The 22,456-nt window shown below is 59.8% G+C and carries 18 protein-coding genes; 11 read left to right on the top strand and 7 right to left on the bottom strand.

Features of this window, described 5'->3' with window-relative positions:
• Positions 1 to 41: 41 nt before the first annotated feature.
• The gene (locus FHX05_RS26085) at positions 42 to 944 is read right to left on the bottom strand and encodes a LysR family transcriptional regulator (RefSeq protein WP_183875469.1); all 903 of its coding nucleotides are present in this window, start codon (positions 942 to 944) and stop codon (positions 42 to 44) included.
• Positions 945 to 1,082: 138 nt separating this feature from the next.
• Here FHX05_RS26085 and FHX05_RS26090 point away from each other — a divergent pair, with 138 nt between their 5' ends.
• The 4 genes from FHX05_RS26090 to FHX05_RS26105 all read left to right on the top strand — a co-directional run bounded on the left by FHX05_RS26090 (position 1,083) and on the right by FHX05_RS26105 (position 6,702).
• A complete protein-coding gene (locus tag FHX05_RS26090) occupies positions 1,083 to 2,309 on the top strand; it encodes an HlyD family secretion protein (protein WP_183875471.1) in 1,227 nt (408 codons plus the stop codon).
• Positions 2,310 to 2,386: 77 nt separating this feature from the next.
• Positions 2,387 to 4,009, top strand: coding sequence for an MDR family MFS transporter (locus FHX05_RS26095; RefSeq protein WP_183875472.1), 1,623 nt, complete (start codon positions 2,387 to 2,389; stop codon positions 4,007 to 4,009).
• Between the two features lie 30 nt (positions 4,010 to 4,039).
• Positions 4,040 to 5,245, top strand: a complete 1,206-nt coding sequence (locus FHX05_RS26100; protein WP_112606103.1) for an adenylate/guanylate cyclase domain-containing protein — start codon at positions 4,040 to 4,042, stop codon at positions 5,243 to 5,245.
• Positions 5,246 to 5,610: 365 nt separating this feature from the next.
• The gene (locus FHX05_RS26105) at positions 5,611 to 6,702 is read left to right on the top strand and encodes a porin (RefSeq protein ID WP_015343906.1); all 1,092 of its coding nucleotides are present in this window, start codon (positions 5,611 to 5,613) and stop codon (positions 6,700 to 6,702) included.
• A gap of 172 nt (positions 6,703 to 6,874) precedes the next feature.
• On the opposite strand, the gene FHX05_RS26110 is transcribed toward FHX05_RS26105, so the two are convergent.
• On the bottom strand, positions 6,875 to 8,209 hold the full coding sequence (locus FHX05_RS26110; RefSeq protein ID WP_183875474.1) for an acetyl-CoA hydrolase/transferase family protein: 1,335 nt from the start codon (positions 8,207 to 8,209) through the stop codon (positions 6,875 to 6,877).
• Between the two features lie 181 nt (positions 8,210 to 8,390).
• Positions 8,391 to 9,866 (bottom strand): multicopper oxidase family protein, encoded by a 1,476-nt coding sequence (locus FHX05_RS26115; RefSeq protein WP_183875476.1) that lies wholly within the window; start codon positions 9,864 to 9,866, stop codon positions 8,391 to 8,393.
• A 321-nt stretch (positions 9,867 to 10,187) separates the two neighbouring features.
• Here FHX05_RS26115 and cueR point away from each other — a divergent pair, with 321 nt between their 5' ends.
• Positions 10,188 to 10,637: a Cu(I)-responsive transcriptional regulator gene (cueR, locus tag FHX05_RS26120; protein WP_183875478.1), complete on the top strand. Its 450-nt coding sequence runs from the start codon at positions 10,188 to 10,190 to the stop codon at positions 10,635 to 10,637.
• 75 nt (positions 10,638 to 10,712) lie between these two features.
• On the opposite strand, the gene FHX05_RS26125 is transcribed toward cueR, so the two are convergent.
• On the bottom strand, positions 10,713 to 11,621 hold the full coding sequence (locus FHX05_RS26125) for a LysR family transcriptional regulator (RefSeq protein ID WP_183875480.1): 909 nt from the start codon (positions 11,619 to 11,621) through the stop codon (positions 10,713 to 10,715).
• Between the two features lie 167 nt (positions 11,622 to 11,788).
• Here FHX05_RS26125 and FHX05_RS26130 point away from each other — a divergent pair, with 167 nt between their 5' ends.
• From FHX05_RS26130 to FHX05_RS26140, 3 genes are all read left to right on the top strand, one after another.
• On the top strand, positions 11,789 to 12,613 hold the full coding sequence (locus FHX05_RS26130) for an aldo/keto reductase (RefSeq protein ID WP_183875482.1): 825 nt from the start codon (positions 11,789 to 11,791) through the stop codon (positions 12,611 to 12,613).
• Positions 12,614 to 12,624: 11 nt separating this feature from the next.
• Positions 12,625 to 13,836, top strand: coding sequence for an MFS transporter (locus FHX05_RS26135; RefSeq protein ID WP_183875484.1), 1,212 nt, complete (start codon positions 12,625 to 12,627; stop codon positions 13,834 to 13,836).
• 280 nt (positions 13,837 to 14,116) lie between these two features.
• The gene (locus tag FHX05_RS26140) at positions 14,117 to 15,268 is read left to right on the top strand and encodes an MFS transporter (RefSeq protein ID WP_183875486.1); all 1,152 of its coding nucleotides are present in this window, start codon (positions 14,117 to 14,119) and stop codon (positions 15,266 to 15,268) included.
• 151 nt (positions 15,269 to 15,419) lie between these two features.
• On the opposite strand, the gene FHX05_RS26145 is transcribed toward FHX05_RS26140, so the two are convergent.
• Both FHX05_RS26145 and FHX05_RS26150 read right to left on the bottom strand, forming a co-directional pair.
• Complete coding sequence (locus tag FHX05_RS26145; protein WP_183875488.1) at positions 15,420 to 16,706, bottom strand: epoxide hydrolase family protein; 1,287 nt, start codon at positions 16,704 to 16,706, stop codon at positions 15,420 to 15,422.
• A gap of 476 nt (positions 16,707 to 17,182) precedes the next feature.
• Complete coding sequence (locus FHX05_RS26150; protein WP_183875490.1) at positions 17,183 to 17,692, bottom strand: cytochrome P460 family protein; 510 nt, start codon at positions 17,690 to 17,692, stop codon at positions 17,183 to 17,185.
• 196 nt (positions 17,693 to 17,888) lie between these two features.
• Between FHX05_RS26150 and FHX05_RS26155 the strand changes: the two genes are divergently transcribed.
• The gene (locus FHX05_RS26155; RefSeq protein ID WP_183875492.1) at positions 17,889 to 18,638 is read left to right on the top strand and encodes a 2OG-Fe(II) oxygenase; all 750 of its coding nucleotides are present in this window, start codon (positions 17,889 to 17,891) and stop codon (positions 18,636 to 18,638) included.
• A gap of 8 nt (positions 18,639 to 18,646) precedes the next feature.
• On the opposite strand, the gene FHX05_RS26160 is transcribed toward FHX05_RS26155, so the two are convergent.
• Entirely contained in the window at positions 18,647 to 19,408 is a 762-nt protein-coding gene (locus tag FHX05_RS26160; protein ID WP_183716057.1) for a helix-turn-helix transcriptional regulator, read from the bottom strand.
• Between the two features lie 172 nt (positions 19,409 to 19,580).
• Here FHX05_RS26160 and FHX05_RS26165 point away from each other — a divergent pair, with 172 nt between their 5' ends.
• The gene (locus tag FHX05_RS26165) at positions 19,581 to 21,839 is read left to right on the top strand and encodes a marine proteobacterial sortase target protein (protein WP_183875494.1); all 2,259 of its coding nucleotides are present in this window, start codon (positions 19,581 to 19,583) and stop codon (positions 21,837 to 21,839) included.
• Positions 21,836 to 22,456, top strand: coding sequence for a class GN sortase (locus FHX05_RS26170; RefSeq protein ID WP_183875496.1), 621 nt, complete (start codon positions 21,836 to 21,838; stop codon positions 22,454 to 22,456). The genes FHX05_RS26165 and FHX05_RS26170 overlap by 4 nt, the downstream gene beginning before the upstream one ends.

The raw sequence follows: 22,456 nt of genomic DNA on the forward strand, positions 1-22,456 counted from the left end.
GACCTCTTTTAGAAACGCGTTCGTGCAAAATCAAGGCGCGTTCAGGTCATCCACTTGCGGTGCTCAACGAAACGCTCTGCCAAAAGGTCGATGAACAAACGCACTTTCGTCGGCAGATGACTGCGGTTGGGATAGATCGCGCTGATGGTGAATTCCACGGCGCGGTAGTCGGGCATGACACGCACGAGACGGCCGGCGGCGACCTCTTCGAAGACGATGAAGCTCGGGGCCAGAAAAATGCCCTGTCCGCTTGCCAAAAGAAAGCGCAGCGTCTCGGCATTGTTCGAGACGACATTGCCTGAGATCTTGACCCTCACTTGCTTCCCGTCAGCATCTTCGAAACGCCATTCGTCGCCGTAGGGATAATAGGTATATTGCAGGCAATTATGCTCCGCGAGGTCGGCCGGCACTTTCGGCATGGGATGCGTTTCACGATATTCGGGCGAGCAGACGAGCATATGGCGCCAGGGCGCGAGCTTGCGCGCGACGAGCGTCGAGTCCGGCGCCGGCAAGGTTCGGATCATCAGATCGTAGCCCTCCTCAATCATGTCGATCGACCGTTCGCCGACGTTGAAATCGAGCGAGATCGCCGGATATAGCGTCATGAACTCATTGACGACGGGGAGCAGGAACCGGACGATGGCGCCGCTGGTATAGAGCTTCAGCGTGCCGCGCGGCATGGTGCTAAGCGCGCCCGCCGTCCGGTCGGCCTCCTCGAGATCGGCAATGATCTGCGAGGATCGCTCATAATAATATTTGCCGGTTTCCGTCAGGCTGACCCGGCGCGTCGTGCGGTTCAGAAGCCGCACACCGAGGTGATCTTCCAATGACTGCACATGGTTGCCTACCATGGTGACCGACATGTTGAGGCGGCGGGCGGCGGCGGAAAAACCACCACATTCCACCACCCGGCCAAAGACTGCGAGGCTGGTCAACCGATCCATATTGTCCTCGGATTATCCACTGTGACTTGATGATCCTTCCCGATTTGAGGAGATTATCAGAAGGATCGTTCGGACGCATCTTCATGGCATCAAAAATGACCCCGAACAAAAGGGGTAGCGTACTGAAGGAAACGGACGATGGTCGAACTACCGCGCAACGAGGCGTTCAAGAACGCAAGCCAGGCCGATGCTGCTCCGGTCAACGAGGTTGCGAAATCTCCCGCCGCCGACGTTCCGCAAGGAAGAGTTGCCGAAGCGCCTGTCGCTGACGCCAGCCCCAAGGCAGATAGGAAGCTCATCAAGCGTGGCTTGTTGATCGCCGCGCTGCTGGCCGGCGTCGCGGTCGCAGCGGATTTCGGCTATCGCTACTGGACGGTCGGACGCTTCGTCGAATCCACCGACGATGCCTATGTGAAGGCCGATTACACCACGATTGCCCCAAAGGTCGCCGGCTACATCAAGGACGTGCTTGTCAACGACAATGACCATGTCAAGGCCGGCGAGATGCTCGCCCGCATCGATGACCGCGACTTCCAGGCCGCGCTTTCCCAAGCAAAAGCCGATTTAAAGGCTACGGATGCAGCGATCGCCAATATCGATGCGCAGATCCAGCTGCAGCAATCGCTGATCGGGCAAGCCAAGGCAACGGTCGACGCATCGCAAGCCTCTCTGGATTATGCTGTATCGGATGCCGCCCGTTCGGCTCGTTTGATTACCAACGGCGTCGGCACACAGTCGCGCGCTGAAGAGACGGAATCGGCCAGAAGGCAGGCAGCGGCGGCTGTCGAGCGCGACCAGGCCGCGCTCGTCGCGGCTCAAACCAAAGTTCCCGTGCTGCAGACCCAGCGAGACCAGGCAGCAGCCCAGCGCGATCGCGCCGCTGCGGCCGTCCAGCAAGCCGAGCTCAATCTTTCCTATACCAACATCGTCGCAGCCGTCGACGGCACGATCGGTGCCCGCTCGATCCGCGTGGGACAATATGTGACGGCAGGCACGCAGCTGATGGCGGTGGTGCCGCTGCATTCGGTCTATGTCGTTGCGAATTTCAAGGAAACGCAGCTGACCTATGTGCGCCCCGGCCAGTCCGTCGAAATCAAGGTCGACAGCTTCCCTGACGTCACCATCAAGGGCCATGTCGACAGCCTCTCGCCGGCAAGCGGGCTCGAATTCTCGCTGCTGCCGCCTGACAACGCCACCGGCAACTTCACCAAGATCGTCCAGCGTATACCGGTTAAGATCGTCATCGACGACGATAATCTCGCCGGATTGCTGCGCTCGGGCATGTCGGTGGAGCCGGAAATCGATACCAAGGCTGCCCAGACATCGACAGCCGGCGCACAGGGATCATCCAGCCAGGCTGGATGATCCCTCCCGATTTTCGTCGATTATCACCTCAGCATCGTCATGAGATTGCTCCGGCATGAGCCGGAAGGAGACACGCCGTGGCCACTCTTCAGATCGCCGCAAACAACAATTCAGCCGCATCGCCGGGCGCTTCAAACGCTACCGTCATCCGACCGGCCATGAGCCCGCTGCGCATGTGGACCGCCGTGGTTGGTTCGACACTTGGCGCCTTCATGGCCGTTCTCAACATCCAGATCGTCAATGCCTCGCTAGCCGACATCCAGGGCGCGATCGGCGCTGGAACGGACGATGGCGGCTGGATTTCGACCTCCTACCTGATCGCAGAGATCGTCGTCATTCCGCTTAGCGCATGGCTTGCTCGCGTCTTTTCAGTGCGCAACTATCTGCTGACCAACGCTGTCCTTTTCCTGCTCTTTTCAGTCGCCTGCGCCTTTGCCGCAAACCTGCAACAGATGATCGTGCTGCGCGCCATCCAGGGCTTTTCCGGCGGCGTGCTGATCCCGATGGCCTTCACGATCATCATCACGCTGCTGCCGAAACCCAAGCAGCCGATGGGTCTTGCCCTCTTTGCCCTTTCCGCCACCTTCGCGCCGGCCATCGGCCCGACCATCGGCGGCTATCTCACGGAAAACTGGGGCTGGGAATATATCTTCTACGTCAATCTCGTGCCGGGCGTCCTGATGGTCGGCATGCTCTGGATCTCGCTCGACCGCGCGCCGATGAATCTTTCGCTGCTCGCCAAGGGCGATTGGCCCGGCATCATCACCATGGCAGTCGGTCTTGCAGCACTGCAGACCGTGCTCGAAGAAGGCAACAAGGACGACTGGTTCGGCTCGCCTTTCATCGTCCGTCTCTCCGTCATTGCCGCGGTTTCGTTGACGCTCTTCCTCTTCATCGAGCTTCGCGCTTCTCATCCGCTCCTCAATTTGCGTCTGCTGGTGCGCCGCAATTTCGGCTTCGGTATCGTCGCCAACTTCCTGATGGGCGTCGCCCTCTATGGCTCGGTCTTCATCCTGCCGATCTATCTGACGCGCATCCAGGGCTACAATTCCGAGCAGATCGGTATGGTGCTTGCCTGGACCGGCATTCCGCAGCTGATCTTGATCCCGCTGGTCCCACGGCTGATGAAGCGCATCGACGCTCGCCTGCTGATCATCGTCGGCTTCGCGCTCTTCGCCGCCTCGAACTTCATGAACATCTACATGACGAGCAACTATGCCAGCGATCAGCTCTTCTGGCCAAATATCGTGCGTGCGGTCGGCCAGGCACTCGCCTTCACGCCGCTGACGGCGATCGCGACCGCCGGCATCGAACAGGAAAATGCCGGATCCGCTTCGGCGCTGTTCAACATGATGCGCAATCTCGGCGGCGCGGTCGGCATTGCCGCGCTGCAGACCTTCCTTACCAAACGCGAGCAGTTCCACTCCAACATCCTCACCAATTCAGTCTCGGTGTTCGAAGAGGCGACCCGCGCGCGCATTGCCAACCTCACCAACTACTTCATGAACCATGGGGTGAGCGATCAGGCGCTTGCCGCGCACAAGGCCATTGTCGCAGTAGCCGCCAGCCTTCGCAAGCAAGCCAATATCATGGCTTTCAGCGATACCTTCTATCTGCTCGGCGTCGCGCTGGTCGTTGCCCTGATTGCCAGCCTGCTTCTGAAAAAAGCCGGTCAACTTTCCGGCGGCGGCGCGCACTGAGCGCCGCACCTCGAAGAGGAGGAAATAACCATGACCTTGCTGCATGACATTCCAAAATCCGCAACAGCCGACCCCAAGACGCTTAACGGCGGCATCGGTAACAGAGCAACACTGAGCCTCATCGAATGGCTGACCGGCGACGAATGCCATGCTCTCGATGAGGCCAGCCTCGTTGCCGGGCTTGGCCGCCGCCTGCAGGCCCTTGGCCTTCCCGTCGATCGATTGACACTGCACCTGACGACGCTGCATCCCGAATTCATCGGCCGCACCTTCGCCTGGGCGCCCGGCGAACCGGTCGAGATCCATGATCGCGAACATGGCTCACGCCTCGCGCTTGCCAATACACCGCTCATGAAGGCACAGGAGATGCGCGAGCCGCTCGTCGTCGGTCCGGGCGAAAGTCCGCATGGGCGCTGGCAGCATATCGACATATTTTCCGGCCGGGGACTGGTGCAACTGATCGTGGCGCCGCTTTGCAACGCTGACGGGCCGATCAGCAGCGCCGTCTTCGCCACGCGGCGGCCAGGCGGCTTCACATCCGGCGAGCATGACCTTATCGAGCGCATCCTGCCGGCATTGCGCAACACCTGCGAACTCCGCGTCCTCAGACAATGCGAACTCAGCCTTCTCGATACCTATATCGGCCCGATGACGGCGAGCCGTATCCTTGCCGGACACATTCGTCGCGGCGAAATCGAATCGATGGAGGCAGCCCTTTTGCTGTGCGATCTGCGCGGCTTCACCGAGCTTTCCAATCGCCAGCCAGGCAGCACCGTCCTCGAACTGCTGAATGCCTATTTCGACAAAGTGATACCGGCGATTGCCCATGAAGGCGGTGAAGTACTGAAATTCATGGGCGATGCGGTTCTGGCATTCTTTCCAGGCGCCGACACGTCCGGAGCCTGCGATGCGGCGCTCACCGCAGCCAGGACAGTCCTCTCCGAGCTAAGCGGTTTCGAATACAGCGGCATACCAGTCAAGGTCGGCATCGCGCTGCACTATGGCGAGGTGAGCTACGGCAATGTCGGCTCCGGCAATCGCCTGGATTTCACGTTGATCGGTCCTGATGTCAATATCGTTAGCCGCATACAGAACGTCTGCAGCGAAAGGGGCGAAGCGCTCCTGATGTCCGACGCGTTTCGAGATGAGGCCGGAATCAACGATGCAATCTCCATCGGCCGGCAGAGGCTGAAGGGCTTTGCCGAGGCGATGGAATTGTTCACGATCGCTGATTGAAGCGGCGGACAGGAGATGCAGCGCAGGGCATTATAAGGAGGCCGGCTCCCCTCCCGCCGAATTTTCCCGCCTGGCATGTGTTGCATGAAATCAACAACCCTTTTTTCCGTTTCCGGATACTTCCGGAGCTGATTTACAAACAATCAGAATGTATATAGCTGTGTTGCCGGGAGCTAATTAGCTTGCGATCTGGTGGGGTGTTATTTCAGCCGCCAGCTAACGAGGTTCCAAAGGGGTGGGGATAATACCCGCAGTCTCTCGCAGATGCCTGGTGGTTGCTTCGTGTTGCAAGCAGTGTCGCCGGGATGGTCCGTTGTGCCCGCTCCTTGGAATATGTACGATCCGTTGCAATCAGGAGTTTAATAATGAACATCAAGAGCCTCCTTCTCGGCTCCGCTGCTGCACTGGCAGCAGTTTCTGGCGCCCATGCGGCTGACGCAATCGTCGCTGCTGAGCCCGAGCCGTTGGAATACGTTCGCATCTGCGATGCATACGGCGCTGGCTACTTCTTCATTCCAGGCACTGAAACCTGCCTCAAGGTCGGCGGCATGGTCCGTACCGAAGGCAAGTGGTACGACGCCTACAATGCCAACAGCCATAACGGCACTCTCTGGCATACCCGCGCTCAGCTGAGCCTCGATACCGCGACCGACACCGAATACGGCCCGCTGAAGACCAACACGGTCATCCGTTGGGACTGGCAGGAAGGCAACTCCACTTCCTCTAAGCTGCTGTTCGCCAACATCAGCCTCGGCGGCTTTCTGGTCGGTAAGGCTGACTCGCAGTTCAACTCCTACATCGGTTATGCCGGCGACGTCATCAACGACGACGTGATCTATGACGGTCCGTACGAACTCAACCAGTTGACCTACAACTACGACGCCGGCAACGGCTTCACGGCTGTGGTCTCGGTCGAAGACTCGAACTCCAGCGGCTCGGGCGCTGGCTACGGCGCAAGCTGGGCATCGGACGACAAGGCCAACCACTACGCTCCTGACGTCGTTGCCGGTGCTGGCTTCAAGTCCGGCGCATGGGGCTTCAAGGTCATTGGCGGTTACGACTCGATCAAGTCGGAAGGCGCTATCAAGGCTCGTGTCGATGCTGACTTCGGCGTCTTCTCGGCCTTCTTGATGGGCGGCTGGAACACCGACGGCGACAACCTGAACAAGTATGCCGGCACCAACCTGGCTCGTTCTTCTTGCCCGGCTAACGATGCATCGAAGTGCGGCTGGGGTGATTGGGCTGTTTGGGGCGGCGTCGGCGTTCCGATCAACGAAAAGTTGAAGTGGAACCTGCAGCTCGCCTACACCGACTCGAAGATTTTTGCCGCAACCACCAACGTCAAGTGGAACCCGGTCAAGAACCTGCTCATCGAGCCGGAAGTCTCCTACACCAACTTCGATTCTGTGAACCAGGATCAGTGGGCTGGTATCCTGCGCTTCCAGCGTAGCTTCTAATAGCGACCAACCTGGTCTCCTGGGACCAGGTACGGGAAGCCTGATGTACCGATCCATCAGGCTTCTCATAGCAATCGGTTGACCTCCGATCAGAGCCGGAAGGATCCGGCTTCCCTCCGGTTCCTTCTTATTGCCCAGCCAACCTACGCCCTTCCTGTCTTCAGAAACGACATCAGTCTGGCGCGTAGTAGCCCGCCTGATGAGCGGCACGATCCAGCGCCTCCCTGAAATCGGGATGAGCAAGCCCGATCATCGCCTTTGCCCGCTCTGCCACCGATTTGCCCTTGAGGTTCACCCAGCCATATTCGGTAACAACGATATGGATATCGTTGCGCGACGTCGTTACGGGACCTGTGAGGTTCGGAACGATACGCGAAAGAGTTCCCTTCGCCGCTGTCGCATGACAGGCGATGATCGAGCGGCCGCCGCGTGAGCCATAGGCGCCGCGAACGAAGTCCACCTGGCCGCCCGAGCCGCTGAACTGCCTTCCGTTGACGAATTCGGAATTGCACGCACCATTGAGATCGATCTGTAGCGTCGCATTCACCGACACCATGCGGTCATTCTGAGCGATGACGAACGGATTGTTCACATAATCAACGGGATGCGCCTCGACATCGGGATTATCGTTCAGGAAGTCGTAAAGCGGCTTGTCTCCCAGCGCAAAGGTGAAGATGGTTCGCCCTAAATGTATCTGCTTGCGGCTATTGTCGACCACGCCGGCCCTGACCAGAGCGGCAAGTCCCGATGTCATCATTTCTGTATGGATGCCGAGGTGACGGTGCTGTGAAAGACCGGCGCAAACTGCGTCAGGCAGTGCACCGATGCCCATCTGCAGGCAATCACCGTCATCCACAAGCCCGGCGATGATAGCACCGATCGCATCATCGACTTGCGAACGAGGCGCGGCAGCAAGCGCCGGGAGGTTTGCGTCATTCTCGACAAGTGCCGTGACGCGCGAGACCGGGATCATGCAATTTCCCCGCACATAGGGCATGCTGGGATTGACTTCGAGGATCAGCCGAGCGCCGGGCTTGCGGGCAACCGCCAGGGCATAATCCGTACTGGCGCCGAGGCTGAAATTCCCGTCCGCATCCATGGGCGAGACGGTAGCGATCAATGTATCCACGCCGACATGCTCGACAAGCGAGCGCGGCACCTGGCTGAAATGGCACGGCACGATTTCGGCGGCAGGCAGCATCTCCGCCATTCGTCGCTTATCCAGGGCGCGATCCACCGCTCCATGAAAATAACTCATGGGAACGATGCGATCGCGCAGGTTGAAGTCGAGCACGCTGGAGCCGGCGACACCCGTGCAAAGCAGGTAGTAAAGCCGGACGTTGTCCACCGCCCCGGCCCGCGCGCGTTCGGCCAATGCTGCAAGGATGGCAGGCGGCTGGCCGGCAGCGATCGGCATGGCGATCTTCGCACCGGACGGTATTAGGGCAACGGCCTCATGGGCAGAGCGAACGCGTTCGCGGTATTGCGTCTGATGATTAGCGGCCATCGAGTCCTCCCCTTGAATGCCACCGTCAGCACAATTTGGCATCCACTGCGGGATCGTGGCCGGCCCTCCTCCGAGGCCGCCGCGAGCGCTTGCTGCAGTGGAACACGCTTACATAAAAGCGCCGAACCCGCTGTTTGCGCAAGACCCGAACATCGCATTCACACCGGCAAGAATGGAAGTGTCAGGCCCGGACGTCGACTGTACCCATCATGCCGAGATCTTCATGCTCGAGGATGTGGCAGTGATACATGCGCCGCCCCGGCAAATCCTGTCGCAGCAGGATACGGACCGTCTCGCCGGCGGCAACGTTCACAGTGTCTTTACAGGCCCGGTAGGATGGCTGGGTGACCGCGCCATTCTTTTCGCGTTCGACAAGTTGGAACTGTGTCCCATGCACATGAAACGGATGGTCCATATCCGCCTGGTTGACGATTTCCCAGAGCTCGACCTGTCCGACCTTCGAAACTTCGTCAATGCGCTTCATATCGAAGCTAGCGCCGTTGATGAGGAACTTCATCTCCATGCCTTCCATGGATTCCGTCAACACAAAGCGACGCGTGACGGCCGGCTTAGAAAGGTGTTCGATGGAGCGCAGCGTCGCGGGAAGCGGTGGCACGTTGGGTGCAGCCTCCTCTGAAACATCGGCGGTCAGCAGGGTGATGCCGGCCGCTTCAGGCTTGCCGGGTCCCATCCACCCGCGATCATAGTCGAGCGTGACAAGCTTTGCCGCTCCCGGCCTATCGAAGGATATGATGAGCTCAACGCGCTCGGCAGGTGCAAGCAGCAAATCGTCGATGCCGACAGGAGCTTCGATAAGCCCCCCATCCGTTCCGACAAGCGCCATGGCGGCATTCTCGAATGTCAGCCGGAGGAAGCGCGCATTTGTCGCGTTGAAGAGGCGCAGGCGACGCTTCTCCCCTTTCCTCACGGTCAATACCGGATTTTTCTGGCCGTTGACCAGCACATGATCGCCGACGCGCCCGTTCATCACATCGATCATGTTGCTCGCCGGCATGCTTCCATCTTCAGCGATCCGAAGATCGGTGAACATCAAAACAGTATCGCCATATTCCGCAGGGATCGGGTCGTCCTTGGATTTCACCAGAAAGATGCCTGCGAGACCCCGATAGACCTGCGAGGCGGTGAAGCCGTGCGGATGCGGATGGAACCAATAGGATGCTGCGCTGCCTTGCGGCAGATCGAAAGCATAGAGGCGCTCGCTACCCGAGGCGATGGATTCCATGGGATTGCCATCCTGATCGGCCGGCACCGGCATTCCGTGCCAATGAACTGTCGTCGGTTCATCGGGAATGCCGTTCCTGAAGCTGATCTCGACCCTGTCGCCCTCACGCGCCTCGATCACCGGATTTCCGTCGTTATAGAGGAGGGCCGGCGTGTCGAGCCTGTCTGCGAAGCGAACCAACCCCGGTTCGGCGGCAAGCCTTGCCTTGAACAGACCCGCTTCGCCGGCCTCGTTCAGCAAACGCGGCAGCTCCCGCAAAGGCTGCCCTTCCGGCAGGACAGGCTTACCGCCGGTCATCGCCATGTCATGAGCGCCGTTTGCTCCCATATGTCCCATGTCATGCATCATCTGGGCCGCGGCCGGCCCGGAAATCGCAAGGCCCGCCAGCCCTGTCAGAAAATTACGTCGATGCATCGATTGCTTCCTCTTACTCAACGATATCCTCATAAGGCCGCTCACTACCGTGAACGCATCCGGACCGGTCTCGATCCTGGCGTCTGGATCGACAGACTGATTGCCTTGGCGACGGATCTGGCGCCGCCGCCGCAGGTCATGTTTTCAAGTCGCAGCACCATGAGAATTCTCATCTGTTTCGATCTCATGGTGCTCAAAGTGGAGGTTCCAACCATGGTAAGGTCAAGTGTCCTGCGGCGAAAATATGCTATTGACCTTCCCATGGTTGGAAGCCCCACCTTCCATCGGCAATATCAGGCGATGCCTGTCAGGGAGAACATCATGAATATCGGACAGGCGGCAAAAGCATCGGGTGTATCGGCCAAGATGATCCGCTACTACGAAGAAACCGGCCTTATCCCCGCGGCCGGCAGAACGGCATCGGGCTATCGCGACTATTCGGATACCGATGTGCACATGCTGCGTTTCATCCGCCGGGCGCGAGATCTCGGCTTTGCCGTTGCCGAAATCAGCGAGCTTTTGGGGCTCTGGCGCGACGAAAGCCGCCAGAGCGCCGAGGTCAAGCGCCTCGCTCAGGGTCATATCGCGGCACTGAAGAAAAAGATCGCGGACCTGCAGGATATGGAGCACACACTTACCATGCTCGTTAACTCCTGTCAGGGCGACCATCGTCCGCATTGCCCGATCCTGCAGCGGCTCGAGACCGATCGGGAAGACGAAAATCTGTCAATCCAGCCTCGAGCGGGCGCCATACCGCGGCCGCTGCAGTGATCCCTGCCCGCCGACGTCTTGGTGGCGGGTTGCCGGCACACAGCATGGTCGGGATTAAATCCATACCAAGGCGGCTCAGGCTTCGCCATCCAGAAATTGCCGGAGGCGCGGCACGACGAAGTCGAGGAAGACGCGCACGCGCTGCGGCATGCGCGCGCCGCCGAGAAAAACCGCGTGTATCTGTTCCTCGTCCGGCTCGACGACATCGGCAAGCACCTCGATGAGACGACCGGCCGCAATATCGGCCCGCACGTGATAGTCGCCCATGCGGGCAAGCCCCACACCCGCCAGCGCCATGCGCCGCACGGTTTCGCCATTATTGGCAAGCAGCGAGCTCGTCATGGCGCGATCGACGATGCGGCCGCTTTCCCGCACCGGCCAGACAGGTGCAAGACGGCGGAAATTGAAGCCCAGGCAATTGTGCCGCGAGAGATCATCGACGCCCAGCGGTATTCCGTGGCGATCAAGATAGCTGGGTGCCGCCACGATCTTGCGGCGGGCAATGCCGATGCGGCGGGCAATCATGCCTGAAGCCGGCAAAGCCCCAACCCGGAAAGCAACGTCGGTGCGGTCGAGATAAAGATCGACGATTTCATCGGAAAGCGACAGATCGACGACAACATTGGGATAGGTCCGCCAAAATTCCGGCAAGAGCGGCTCGAGGCCGAGCACCCCCAGCGCAACGGCAATATTGACCCGCACCGTGCCGCCGGTCGTCGTCGCACCCTGTGCCAGCTCCTGTTCGACCTCGTCGAGATCGTGCAGCAGGGCCTGGCTACGCTCATAATAGATCTGGCCCTCCGGGGTCAGCGACAGCCGCCGGGTGGAACGCTCGACGAGCCGCACGCCGAGCCTGGCTTCGATGCGGGAGATCAGCTTGCTGACGGTCGAAGGCGTCATGCGCAGCAGGCGCGCCGCTTCCGAAAAGCTACCGGCTTCCACCACACGAAGAAATACCTGCATTTCGCCAGCGCGATTGTCCATGGAGCACCAATCTTTGATTTAGTTTCACAAATAATGTGAAAACTCAGCCAATTCTCAAGCGAGAACGCGCTCTCTATTTCATAGGCGGAAGAGATTGCGCCATCAAGTCCGGTGCTCGATCCATTCACGGCGGCCGAAGCCGCCGAGGCTTTCAAAAGGAGTTTTCGATGCTTACCGTTACCGCCCATGGCGCAACAATTCCCGCGCTCGGCTTCGGCGTCTTCCGCATGTCGGACGCAGAAGTAGAGCGGGTCATCCCGGCCGCACTGGAGGCCGGTTTCCGTCATTTCGATACCGCACAGATCTATCAGAACGAGGAAGCGCTCGGCCGAGCCCTAACGGCCGCCGGTGCACGACGAGACGAGCTGTTCCTGACCACGAAGGTCTGGGTCGACAATTACAGCGACGAGAAGATCGCCGCCTCGGTCGACGAGAGTCTCGACAAGCTCAAGACCGACCGCGTCGATCTCCTGCTGCTGCATTGGCCGGGCGACAAGGTGCCGGTCGCGGAGCAGATCGAAATGCTGAGCGCTGTCAAAGCCGCCGGCAAAAGCCGCTTCGTCGGCGTCAGCAACCAGAATATCGCCCAGATGCGGGAATCGGTCAGACTTTCCAGCACGCCGATCGTGACCAACCAGGTCGAGATCCATCCCTATCTGCCCCAGCACGCGCTCGTTGCGGCTGCAGAAGCAAGCGGTCCTGCGATCACCGCCTACTACGGCATGGCTGATGGTGCGGTGCCGAAGGATCCAGTGCTGCAGCGGATCGGCGCCAGATATGGCAAGAGCGCCGCGCAGGTCGGTCTTCGCTGGCTGATCCAACAAGGCCACATCGCTTTGTCCAAGACGGCCAACCCGGAGCGCGTCAAGGAAAACATCGCAATCTTCGACTTCAATCTCGACGAGGCGGATATGGCCGCCATCGCCGATCTCGCACGCCCGGATGGCCGGATCGTCAGCCCGCCCGGTCTCGCGCCCGAATGGGACGCCTAAGGAGCTTTAATATGGACACCAAGATTTCGACGGCCCGAAAGGCCCAAACATCCTCTCACGCCCGATGGGCGCTTCTCGCTCTTGCGATCGGTGCCTTCGGCATCGGCACGACCGAGTTTTCGCCGATGGGACTTCTCCCGGTCATCGCCAAGGGGGTCGACGTCTCGATCCCAACGGCAGGCCTCCTCATCAGCGCCTATGCGATCGGCGTCATGGTCGGCGCCCCCTTCATGACGCTCGCCTTCAGCCGCTTCGGCAAGCGCACGGCACTGATGCTGCTGATGAGCATTTTCACGATCGGCAATCTCATGTCGGCGATGGCGCCGGGCTACTTCACGCTGCTGCTCGCCCGGCTCGTCACCAGCCTTAACCATGGCGCCTTCTTCGGCCTGGGCGCGGTGGTGGCGGCAAGCGTCGTGCCGAAGGAAAAGCAGGCAAGCGCGGTAGCCGCGATGTTTATGGGGCTGACGATCGCCAATATCGGCGGCGTGCCGGCCGCGACCTGGGTCGGTCAAGCGATCGGCTGGCGCATGGCTTTTGCAGGAACGGCGCTGATCGGCATAGCCGCCATTGCAGCGCTATGGTTCGCCCTGCCGAAAGGCGAGCGCGGCGCGATGCCTGATATCAGGCGCGAACTTACCGTACTTACTCACCCCACCGTGCTGCTTGCGATGGCGACTACCGTCATGGGCGCAGGCGCGATGTTCTCGCTATATACCTATGTCGCTCCGGCTCTCACCGAACTTACCGGCGCATCCAATAGCTTCGTGACCCTTGGGTTGGTCCTGATCGGCGTCGGCTTCACGATCGGCAACTGGCTTGGCGGACGGCTCGCCGACTGGTCGCTCGACGGTGCGACCAGGATCTTCCTGGCTTTGCTCGCAGCTATCATGTTCGCGCTGCCGCTGGCAATGATCACCCACGTTGGTGCCGCCATCGGTCTGCTTCTCTGGGGTGGCGCGGCATTTGCCCTCGTCCCGCCCGTGCAGATGCGCGTCATGGAAGCAGCGGCAGAAGCGCCGGGGCTTGCTTCCTCCATCAATGTCGGAGCCTTCAATCTCGGCAATGCTCTGGGGGCGGCCACCGGTGCCGCCGTCATCAGCCTCGGCTTCGGCTATGCGGCGGTCGCGATTGCCGGAGGCGTGTTGGCCGCCGCCGGCTTGGCGCTGGTGTTGATCGGTACGCGCAAACCGTCATCGCTCCCGGCAAATTGCGGCGCTTGATAAGCTCAAGGCGTCCAAGCCCTCGATAATGAAGCCTGATCATGCCGTCTGCAGGTTGATGCCATCGCCTGCAGGCGGTTTTGCGCATCCCGGGGATGCTTGTGGCTTCGTCCTGTCGAAGGCACGCCTTGTCGTATAGTGCTGGCCGGTGCCGCACTTACCGAAATTGGCCGGCACTTCTAATTTGTCTTATGAATTAAAGGCCTTCGTATTGCCAGCGCTGGTTGCTTTCGGATAGACCCTTTCCATCTCTCGTGTTCAGATTTTCCGGAGCATCGAAATGCGTCTTGAACCGCAGCAGCGAATTTATGTCTGCTTCTTCCTCTTTGCGGTATCGATGGGCGCAATGCTGTCGCGCCTTCCCGATCTGCAGGACGCCTTGCAGATCGACAAATCGGAGCTCGGTCTGACACTGATCGGCGCAGCTATCGGGGCGCTGATATCGCTCACCTTCGCCTCCCCGATCGTTGCACGTCTGGGCGCGCGCAAGACGGCATTCATCACCGTGCTCGGAACCTCCGCATCCCTGGCGCTCGTGCCCTGGATGGGCGTTGCTCCGCTTGTCTTTGCCATCCTGCTTTGTGAAGGTCTGCTGGCCGGAGCGCTTGAAATCAATCTCAACGTCGAGATCGATCGCATCGAGGCGCAGCTTGGCCGGGGCGTGATGAACCGCGCCCATGGGTTCTGGAGCCTCGGCTTCTTCGTCACCGCCCTCGCATCTTCGGTCATCCGCCAGGCCGGCATTTCGATGCAGCTGCACCTTGCCCTGACATTCACATTCGTGCTGATCGTGGGTTCGCTTGTCATTGCCGGCATGCGTAATGCGCCCGCCCGCCCGGCACAGGAACATCCGGAGGCCGGGCATGTCGCGCTGCCGACGCTCGGCCTTCTGCCTCTCTGCGTGATCGGCATTGCCGCTTTTCTGGTCGAGGGCGCAGGCATCGACTGGTCTGCGATCTATATGCGCGACGTCTTCCACGTCGAGCCCTTGGTCGGCGGTCTCGGATTGACGCTTTTTACCTTCTTCATGGCGCTGGCAAGATTGTTTGCGGACCAGTTCGTCGATCGCTTCGGCTCCCGCTCCGTTGCACTGTCGCTGCTGCTGCTCTCGACTGCCGGCCTCTGCGCCGTCTGGGTCGCACCCCACCCCAATGTGGCGCTGCTCGGCTTCGCCCTCATGGGCGCCGGTTGCAGCGCGGTCTATCCGCTTGCGGTTTCGGCCGCCGCCCAGCGCACCGATCGTCCAGCTCATGTCAATGTTGCCGCACTTGGACAAATGTCCTTCGTCGTCTTCTTCCTGGCTCCGCCGCTGCTGGGATTCGTTGCCGAACATGCAGGAATTCGCACGGCCTACCTTGTCTGCATCCCGGTCATCCTCGCCGCCTTGATGGGCATAGGGTCGCTCTCCGCACGCCGCAGCGCTTTTGCGTAAGGTCTCTCCTATCGCTGAAGTCGCCTCCATCTTCGCCAGGATCCGTTATTCGCTGTGAGGGGGAACGCTATACGCTTCCCCCTCCTCCGCAGCCAAGCGTGGGGCATCGCTCGCCTGCGGTGCTTTCACCAAACCAGGAGCCTCTGCCCGCTTAACGCAGCGAGCGGAATGCTGCCCTGACTTCATTGGTGAAAATCGCCGGCTGCTCCCAGGCCGCAAAGTGGCCGCCATTCTCGGTCTTGTTGAAGTAGATCAGATTGCCGAAGGCACGCTCCGTCCACGACTTGGGTGCCTGATAGATTTCTCCCGGAAAGACACTAACCGCGACCGGCACGGAAGGGATCCTTTCGAGAGCGTTGAAATTGTTGGTGTGGTCTTCCCAATAGATCTGGGCTGCCGAGGTACCCGTCTCCGTGAACCAATAGAGAGAAATGTCATCCAACATCTCGTCCCGAGTGAGAACCTTTTCCGGCTGCTTGTTGCTATACGTCCACTCGGCGAACTTGTCGTACATCCACGCGGCCATTCCGATCGGTGAATCGACGAGCGAGTAACCGATCGTCTGCGGACGCGTAACCATCATTTGGGCGTAGGCAGCGCTGCCTCGGTAGAAAATCGCGAGCTTGTCGAAGCAGGCGCGTTCGTCCGCAGTGAGACCTGCGGGCGCCGGGGCACCTGCAGCCAAGATCGGCACGATTTCTTTTGGAACGATCGCAGGCATGTTGAGATGAATGCCCAGCAGTCCGGGCACCTTTTGATGCGCCATGCGCTCGGAGATGACCGAGCCGCAATCACCGCCTTGCGAGACGAACTTCTCATATCCGAGGCGATTCATCAGCGTGCCCCAAGCACGGCCGATATGGTCCGAACCCCAGCCCCTCGTCGTCGGCTTGCCGGAGAAGCCGAAACCGGGAATCGATGGCACCACGAGATGAAAGGCGTCTTCGGCCTTGCCGCCGTGAGCGGTCGGATTCGTCAAGGGATCGATGACCTTGAGCATTTCCAGAACCGAGCCCGGCCAGCCGTGGGTCATGATCAGCGGCATTGCGTTTTCATGCGGCGAGCGCACGTGAATGAAGTGAATGTCCAGCCCATCGATTTCGGTCACGAACATCGGCAGGGAATTGAGCTTCTGTTCCACCTTTCGCCAATCATAGCCGTCGGCCCAATATCCAACGAGATCGCGCAGGCGTTCGAGTTGCACGCCCTGGGAGTCGTCAGCGACATTCTCCTTGAGCGGCCAGCGTGCCGTCGCAAGCCTCTGCTTCAATTCGGCAATCGCGCTGTCGGGAATATGGACCTTGAACGGCTTCACACCATCAGGCAAGGCGTCCGATGCGGCAAGGGACATGGCAGGCTTCAGGAGCGAGGCTGCACCGGCGACGGCAGCCGCAGTCACAAAGGCGCGTCTATTCATTGAAAAGGATAAAGGCGACATCAGGTTCTCCAAATGTTTGGGAGGTTTGTTGAATGCCGCGAAGTTTTGCTCTCTGCGTGTATCCCGGCTGTGTCCTCAACCCAGCCAAATTGTATCCCTCTTTGTCCGGATCGACCGAGGCTACAATGGAACACAGAACTCTGCGTTTTGGCTTTGCCAGCGGCAAATGCACCCGAAAAATATGGAACTTGGCCGAGTAGCCAGTGAAGAGGAATTTTTGGAGAATCTTGGGGTGGGAAATGAGGCAATGCGGCGCTGCCGAACCCTGAAGCGGAACTAGAGGGTTTGCGCAAGCGTATGGAAGTCGTCTTCGATGATGATGGAAGTGGCTCGATGGCGACTTGCCGAGAACAACGCTCGCCTATCGGTGTAGATAGGAGGCAGCTATCCTGGCGGGAGGAGAAACCATGATAGCCGGCCGGCCGCGATAGGATGAAATCAGGCCGGCAAATTTCACTCAATCGCGTTGCCGCACCTTACGGCGCGTAGCGCGTAAAGACGTAGTCGTGATCCCTGACGTTGCCGACATGGCAGCTGAGACAGGTTTCATGTTGCGCAACGTCAACCGGCTTGCCGTCGATGAACCGTCCGAAACCCCAGCCGTGACTGTCGGGATATTTCTTGGAATCCTTCACCATGACCTGCACCGTGGTCGGCGTTCCAGGCACCGTTGCCGGCGCGAACTCCGTTGATTGCTTGCGCTTATAGGCAAGCTTGACGAGGATCGAACCATCCGGAAAAGGCAGGGTACGCTTTTTATAGGCGTCGATAGCGATATCGTTGCCGAGTACCGCGCGAAGTTCGTCAAGCGGTGGAGCCTCTTGTGCCGGCGCAATGAATTTCCAGTCCCGATAGCCTTCCGGTATGGTGACGCCATAAATCGGCGAGGCATTTTCCGGCGGCGTCGCAGAACCTGCCGATTGAGACGCGGCGATGCCGACGGCAAGGCTTGAGACGGCCAATGCGCCAAGGAATGCGAATTTCATTTTTGACTCCTGCCTGACGGATAATCCCGCAGAAGATCGCCGGGAATTGTATCCGCTAAATTTCAGGAAACGGCTCGATTGTATCGCAATGTAGCCAGGGAAACCCATTCGTGTGAGCTGCTCATCGGAAATCGGGTGGCTACCGCTCCGGTTCGAACGCTAGACTTCAGCTTATCACGGCTTCCGAGGACCCGACATGAACACATCGATCTCCACTTCCGCACCGGCTTTCACGGAGAACTCTATAGAGGCTCGGATCGACGCCTATGATTGGCCGTCGCTCGCAAGAGAGCTTGACGGCTTCGGCTGCGCCGTCCTTCCGAAGCTTCTCGCATCGGAGGAATGCGATGCAATCTCCAGCCTTTATCCCGAGGAACATCATTTCCGCAGCCACGTCATCATGGCGCGTCACGGTTTCGGAAGAGGCGAATACCGCTATTTCAACTATCCGCTGCCGTGGCTTCTAGGGGGATTGCGCACAGCGCTTTATCCCCACCTCGCCGGCATCGCAAACCGGTGGAACGAACGGATGGACGTCGAGGAACGTTATCCCGATGAGCATGCCGCCTTCCTAAGGCAATGTCATGAGGCCGGTCAGGGGCGCCCGACGCCGCTGCTGCTGCAATATGTGCCGGGAGACTACAATTGCCTGCATCAGGACCTCTATGGCGAACTCGCCTTTCCGATCCAGGTGGCCATTCTGCTGTCGGAGCCGGGACAGGGTTTCACTGGTGGCGAGTTTGTCCTGACCGAGCAGCGGCCGCGCATGCAAAGCCGCGTGGAAGTCGTGCCGCTTCGACAGGGCGATGCCGTCGCCTTTGCGGTCCACAATCGGCCCGTGCGCGGAACGAAGGGAAGCTACCGCGTCAATCTCAGACACGGGGTAAGCCGCGTCCGCTCAGGCATGCGCCACACTGTGGGGATCATCTTTCACGACGCCCGCTAAGGGCGCCGCTAACCGACGAAGCCGGCGTAATTTTCTCCGGTAATTCTGTGCATGATGGCCGAGTATGCCTCGTGATTCTGATCGCCCGCCAAGACGCGCCCGAGCGACGGCTGCGCGAAAGCCGACATGGGCAGGAGGGCGAGCGGCGTCGAGACGGGTGTGAGATGTGAGCCCTGCCCGGCGCGCAATGTCATCAGCAGACCGAACATCTCGCCAGTGATACTGGGCCTCGACAATATCGCCATGCGATACTGCCCGGACGAATTCGTCACCAGGTAGATATGCCCCGACAGGTGCGGCACCGACACCGAGCCCTGCTGTGAAAACGAGGCATCGCTGCGCTCGCGTTCCCGGAAGCTCAGACAGGTCCGTTCTCCATCCCAGGCGATCTCGGTGCAATAGGCGAAAATTGCCTTCGCATCGCCGAAAGACGGACGAAGCGTTAGATAAGTGCCCTCCAGCCAGGAAACCGAGGCGCGGGAATAGGCACCAAGCTCCTCGGGGGCATGGCCGGGCTTGTCATTGACAACGGTCGCTTGCGTTCCAGCCGGCTCCCGCAGGACGACACCCATCGCCTGCTCCAGCCGAATGAGGGTCGCGAGCGTGAAAGGACGGTGGCCTGAAAGAGCCTTCTCCAAGGTCGAAAGGCTGATGCGCGCGTCATTGGCAAGACGCTGCCGGGAAATGCGCCGTCTGGCGATCTCCTCGCGAACCCGCGCTGCCACGGCGCTGTTCTGGCTGTCGGACAAATAGGGGTCGCCCTGGACCATTCCTTCGTTTCCTGTTTGCGTAATTTTTTTTCACAATTCCACACATGGCCGTAACCGGCAAGACCGGTTACGGCAAGATGCGGACGAAACAGGGCAAAGCTTACGCTGGCGAGAAAATAGCCTTTGTTCACAATGGCTTCAGTCAATCCACCAGCGAAACAAGGAGCCTGTCATGTCAGCCTCGCCAAACATCTCGCGCTGCCAGAAGCGGCAAAATTTCCTCATCAGATTCGGCCTGCTGCTTTGGTTCAGCAATGCCATCCTGCTGCCGGTGCTTGCCGTCATTTTCGCACTGCTGCATCCGCTGGAATCGCACGCGCAACCGGCAGCCTTCGTCACGCCGAACGAAATGGGCACCGGCAGCCTTCTTCTTCAGACCAAGGACGAAGGAAAATATATAGAGGCGCCCCGCCTTGCGACCGATGTCGATCTCGACGTCAATGGACCGACGGCACGCGCCGTCCTCACGCAAGCCTTCGAGAACACGACCGACAAATGGGTCGAAGCCCTCTACGTATTTCCTCTTCCGGAAGACAGCGCCGTCTATTCCCTAAAGATGATTGTCGGCAACCGGGTTGTTATCGCTGATATCAAGGAGAAGCAGGCTGCGAGCGCCATATACGAGAAAGCGCGCAGAGAGGGAAAGAAGGCGTCCCTCGTCGAACAGCAGCGCCCGAACGTCTTCACCAATATGGTCGCAAACATTGGCCCGCATGAAAAGATCGTCGTTCAGATCGAATATCAGCAGGCCGTGCATCTCGCCGACGGGCGTTTCTCCCTGCGAGCTCCCCTGGTTGTGGCTCCGCGCTACACGCCGCGGGATGCCTCGCCCATTACACAGCAAGCCGATCTGAAGGCCGGCTGGGGTCAGTCCAAACAGAGCTCATCGCGGACGCTTAGCGACAAGCCTGTTTCGGCGCCCCTGATGGCACCTGGCGACGACCGCACCAACCCTGTCACCCTCAAAGTCAATCTCAATGCCGGCTTTCCGCTCGATGACGTCAAAAGCCTCTATCACGCGGTCAAGATCGACAAAGTAAGCGACACCGAGCGCCGGATCATCCTGGATGGCGATGCGACTGCAGATCGCGACTTCGTGCTCGAATGGAGCACGATCGCAAGCAATATGCCGAGCGTCGGTCTCTTCCGCGATCATGTCGGCAAGGATGACTATGTGCTTGCCTATGTGATGCCGCCGGCGGTGGCGACGCCGCAAAAGGCGGGTCGCGAAGTGGTCTTCGTCATCGACAATTCCGGGTCGATGGGCGGCACGTCGATCGAACAGGCAAGGGCGAGCCTCGATTATGCCCTCTCCCGACTCGAGCCGAACGATCGCTTCAACGTCATCCGCTTTGACAACACGATGACCAAATTCTTCCCCGATTCGGTCATGGCGACGGCTGAAAATATCGCCTCGGCCCGCCGCTTCGTCACCGGTCTGGAAGCTGCCGACGGAACGGAAATGCTGCCACCGCTTCAAGCAGCACTCGACGATAGCCACCAAGCGAACGGATTGCGCCAGGTCGTATTCCTGACCGACGGCGAGGTCAGCAACGAGCAGCAGCTTCTCGATGCGATCGCAAAGTCGCGCGGGCGCTCCCGCATCTTCATGGTCGGCATCGGCTCGGCGCCGAACACCTACCTGATGAGCCGCGCCGCCGAACTTGGCCGTGGCAGCTTCACCCATATCGGGTCGGTCGCAGAAGTGAACGAACGCATGCGCGCCCTCTTCGACAAGCTGGAGAACCCGGCCGTCACCGATGTCGTCGCTGCCTTTTCGGAGAAGAATGTCAGCCTGTCGCCCAACCTCCTGCCTGACATCTACCATGGCGAACCGCTCGTTCTGGCGGCCCGGATGGGAAAAGCTGCCGGAACCCTGACCGTCAGCGGCAAGATCGGTGACCGCCCATGGACGATCTCCTTGCCGCTCGATCAGGCAAGCAATGCCAAGGGTATCTGCAAGATCTGGGCACGGCGCCAGATAGATGATGCCGAGGTCAATCTCACGCTTGGCAAGATCTCGCAGGCCGATGCCGACAAGCGCATCCTGCAATTGGCGCTCGACCATCATCTGGTCACGCGCCTCACAAGTCTCGTCGCCGTCGATACCAAGCGTCTGCGACCGACAAACGCACCGCTGACGCAGGCCGACATTCCATTGCAGCTTCCCGCTGGCTGGGATTACAACAAGCTCCTCGGCATCGGTGCAACGCGGGATGCGAAAGCCGACACCAGGCATCTGCAGGCAGACGACAAGTCGCAGGGTGCCGATGGCGATGCGGAGCTCGAGCCAATCTCCGCACCGGCTCCGGCCAGCGTTCCGCTGCCGCAGACGGCAACGCCGGGAATGCTTCTCATCCTCCAGGGATTGCTTGCTCTTCTGTGTGGGGCTTCGCTGCTGTTCCTAGCATCGCGAAGGAGCCGGGCATGATCGTCGCCACTCGCCTCCAAACCATCGGGAGCGCGCCAGCGCGCTCCCTTCTGACTTTTGCGGCCGGCATTTTCATTGCCGCCGGTGTCTTCCTCGCCGCGCAAGGCGGATGGATCTACGCCAAGGCAGCTTTGGCGCAAGTCCTTCTGGAACGTGCCTTTGCCGAAAGCGTAACGTCAGGCGCAGCGGTCAAGCCCTGGAGCTGGGCCGATACCTGGCCGGTGGCGCGTATCGAGGTTCCGCGCCTTGGCGTTTCCGCTATCGCTCTGAAGGGTGCAAGCGGCCAGGCGCTTGCCTTCGGCCCTGGCCATCTCGACAATACTCCGCAGGCCGGTGAAGAGGGTACGGCCGTCTATGCGGCGCACCGCGATACCCACTTTACCTTCCTGAAAAATATCAGGGAGAACGACCGTATCCGCATCACACGCAGCGATGGCCGGACCTTCACTTTCCACGTGACTCACATGGCGATTGCCCGCTGGGACAAAGCAGAGATCGACCCCGATGCGCGTGGCGCCCATCTCGTCCTGGCCACATGCTTTCCCTTCGACGCCGTGACCTCGGGGCCGCTTCGCTATCTCGTCTATGCCGATCTCGAAGAAACGATGGCGAAATAG

The sequence above is a fragment of the Rhizobium sp. BK491 genome, from assembly GCF_014194925.1.
Lineage (GTDB): Bacteria > Pseudomonadota > Alphaproteobacteria > Rhizobiales > Rhizobiaceae > Rhizobium.

Bases quoted from the DNA above. Each gene is read 5' to 3' on its own strand.
- FHX05_RS26090 (WP_183875471.1), top strand. From the start codon at position 1,083: ATGGTCGAACTACCGCGCAACGAGGCGTTCAAGAACGCAAGCCAGGCC.
- FHX05_RS26100 (WP_112606103.1), top strand. From the start codon at position 4,040: ATGACCTTGCTGCATGACATTCCAAAATCCGCAACAGCCGACCCCAAG.
- FHX05_RS26140 (WP_183875486.1), top strand. From the start codon at position 14,117: ATGCGTCTTGAACCGCAGCAGCGAATTTATGTCTGCTTCTTCCTCTTT.
- FHX05_RS26135 (WP_183875484.1), top strand. From the start codon at position 12,625: ATGGACACCAAGATTTCGACGGCCCGAAAGGCCCAAACATCCTCTCAC.
- FHX05_RS26160 (WP_183716057.1), bottom strand. From the start codon at position 19,408: ATGGTCCAGGGCGACCCCTATTTGTCCGACAGCCAGAACAGCGCCGTG.
- FHX05_RS26155 (WP_183875492.1), top strand. From the start codon at position 17,889: ATGAACACATCGATCTCCACTTCCGCACCGGCTTTCACGGAGAACTCT.
- FHX05_RS26125 (WP_183875480.1), bottom strand. From the start codon at position 11,621: ATGGACAATCGCGCTGGCGAAATGCAGGTATTTCTTCGTGTGGTGGAA.
- FHX05_RS26110 (WP_183875474.1), bottom strand. From the start codon at position 8,209: ATGGCCGCTAATCATCAGACGCAATACCGCGAACGCGTTCGCTCTGCC.
- FHX05_RS26145 (WP_183875488.1), bottom strand. From the start codon at position 16,706: ATGTCGCCTTTATCCTTTTCAATGAATAGACGCGCCTTTGTGACTGCG.
- FHX05_RS26105 (WP_015343906.1), top strand. From the start codon at position 5,611: ATGAACATCAAGAGCCTCCTTCTCGGCTCCGCTGCTGCACTGGCAGCA.
- FHX05_RS26085 (WP_183875469.1), bottom strand. From the start codon at position 944: ATGGATCGGTTGACCAGCCTCGCAGTCTTTGGCCGGGTGGTGGAATGT.
- FHX05_RS26130 (WP_183875482.1), top strand. From the start codon at position 11,789: ATGCTTACCGTTACCGCCCATGGCGCAACAATTCCCGCGCTCGGCTTC.
- FHX05_RS26165 (WP_183875494.1), top strand. From the start codon at position 19,581: ATGTCAGCCTCGCCAAACATCTCGCGCTGCCAGAAGCGGCAAAATTTC.
- FHX05_RS26115 (WP_183875476.1), bottom strand. From the start codon at position 9,866: ATGCATCGACGTAATTTTCTGACAGGGCTGGCGGGCCTTGCGATTTCC.
- FHX05_RS26150 (WP_183875490.1), bottom strand. From the start codon at position 17,692: ATGAAATTCGCATTCCTTGGCGCATTGGCCGTCTCAAGCCTTGCCGTC.
- cueR (WP_183875478.1), top strand. From the start codon at position 10,188: ATGAATATCGGACAGGCGGCAAAAGCATCGGGTGTATCGGCCAAGATG.
- FHX05_RS26170 (WP_183875496.1), top strand. From the start codon at position 21,836: ATGATCGTCGCCACTCGCCTCCAAACCATCGGGAGCGCGCCAGCGCGC.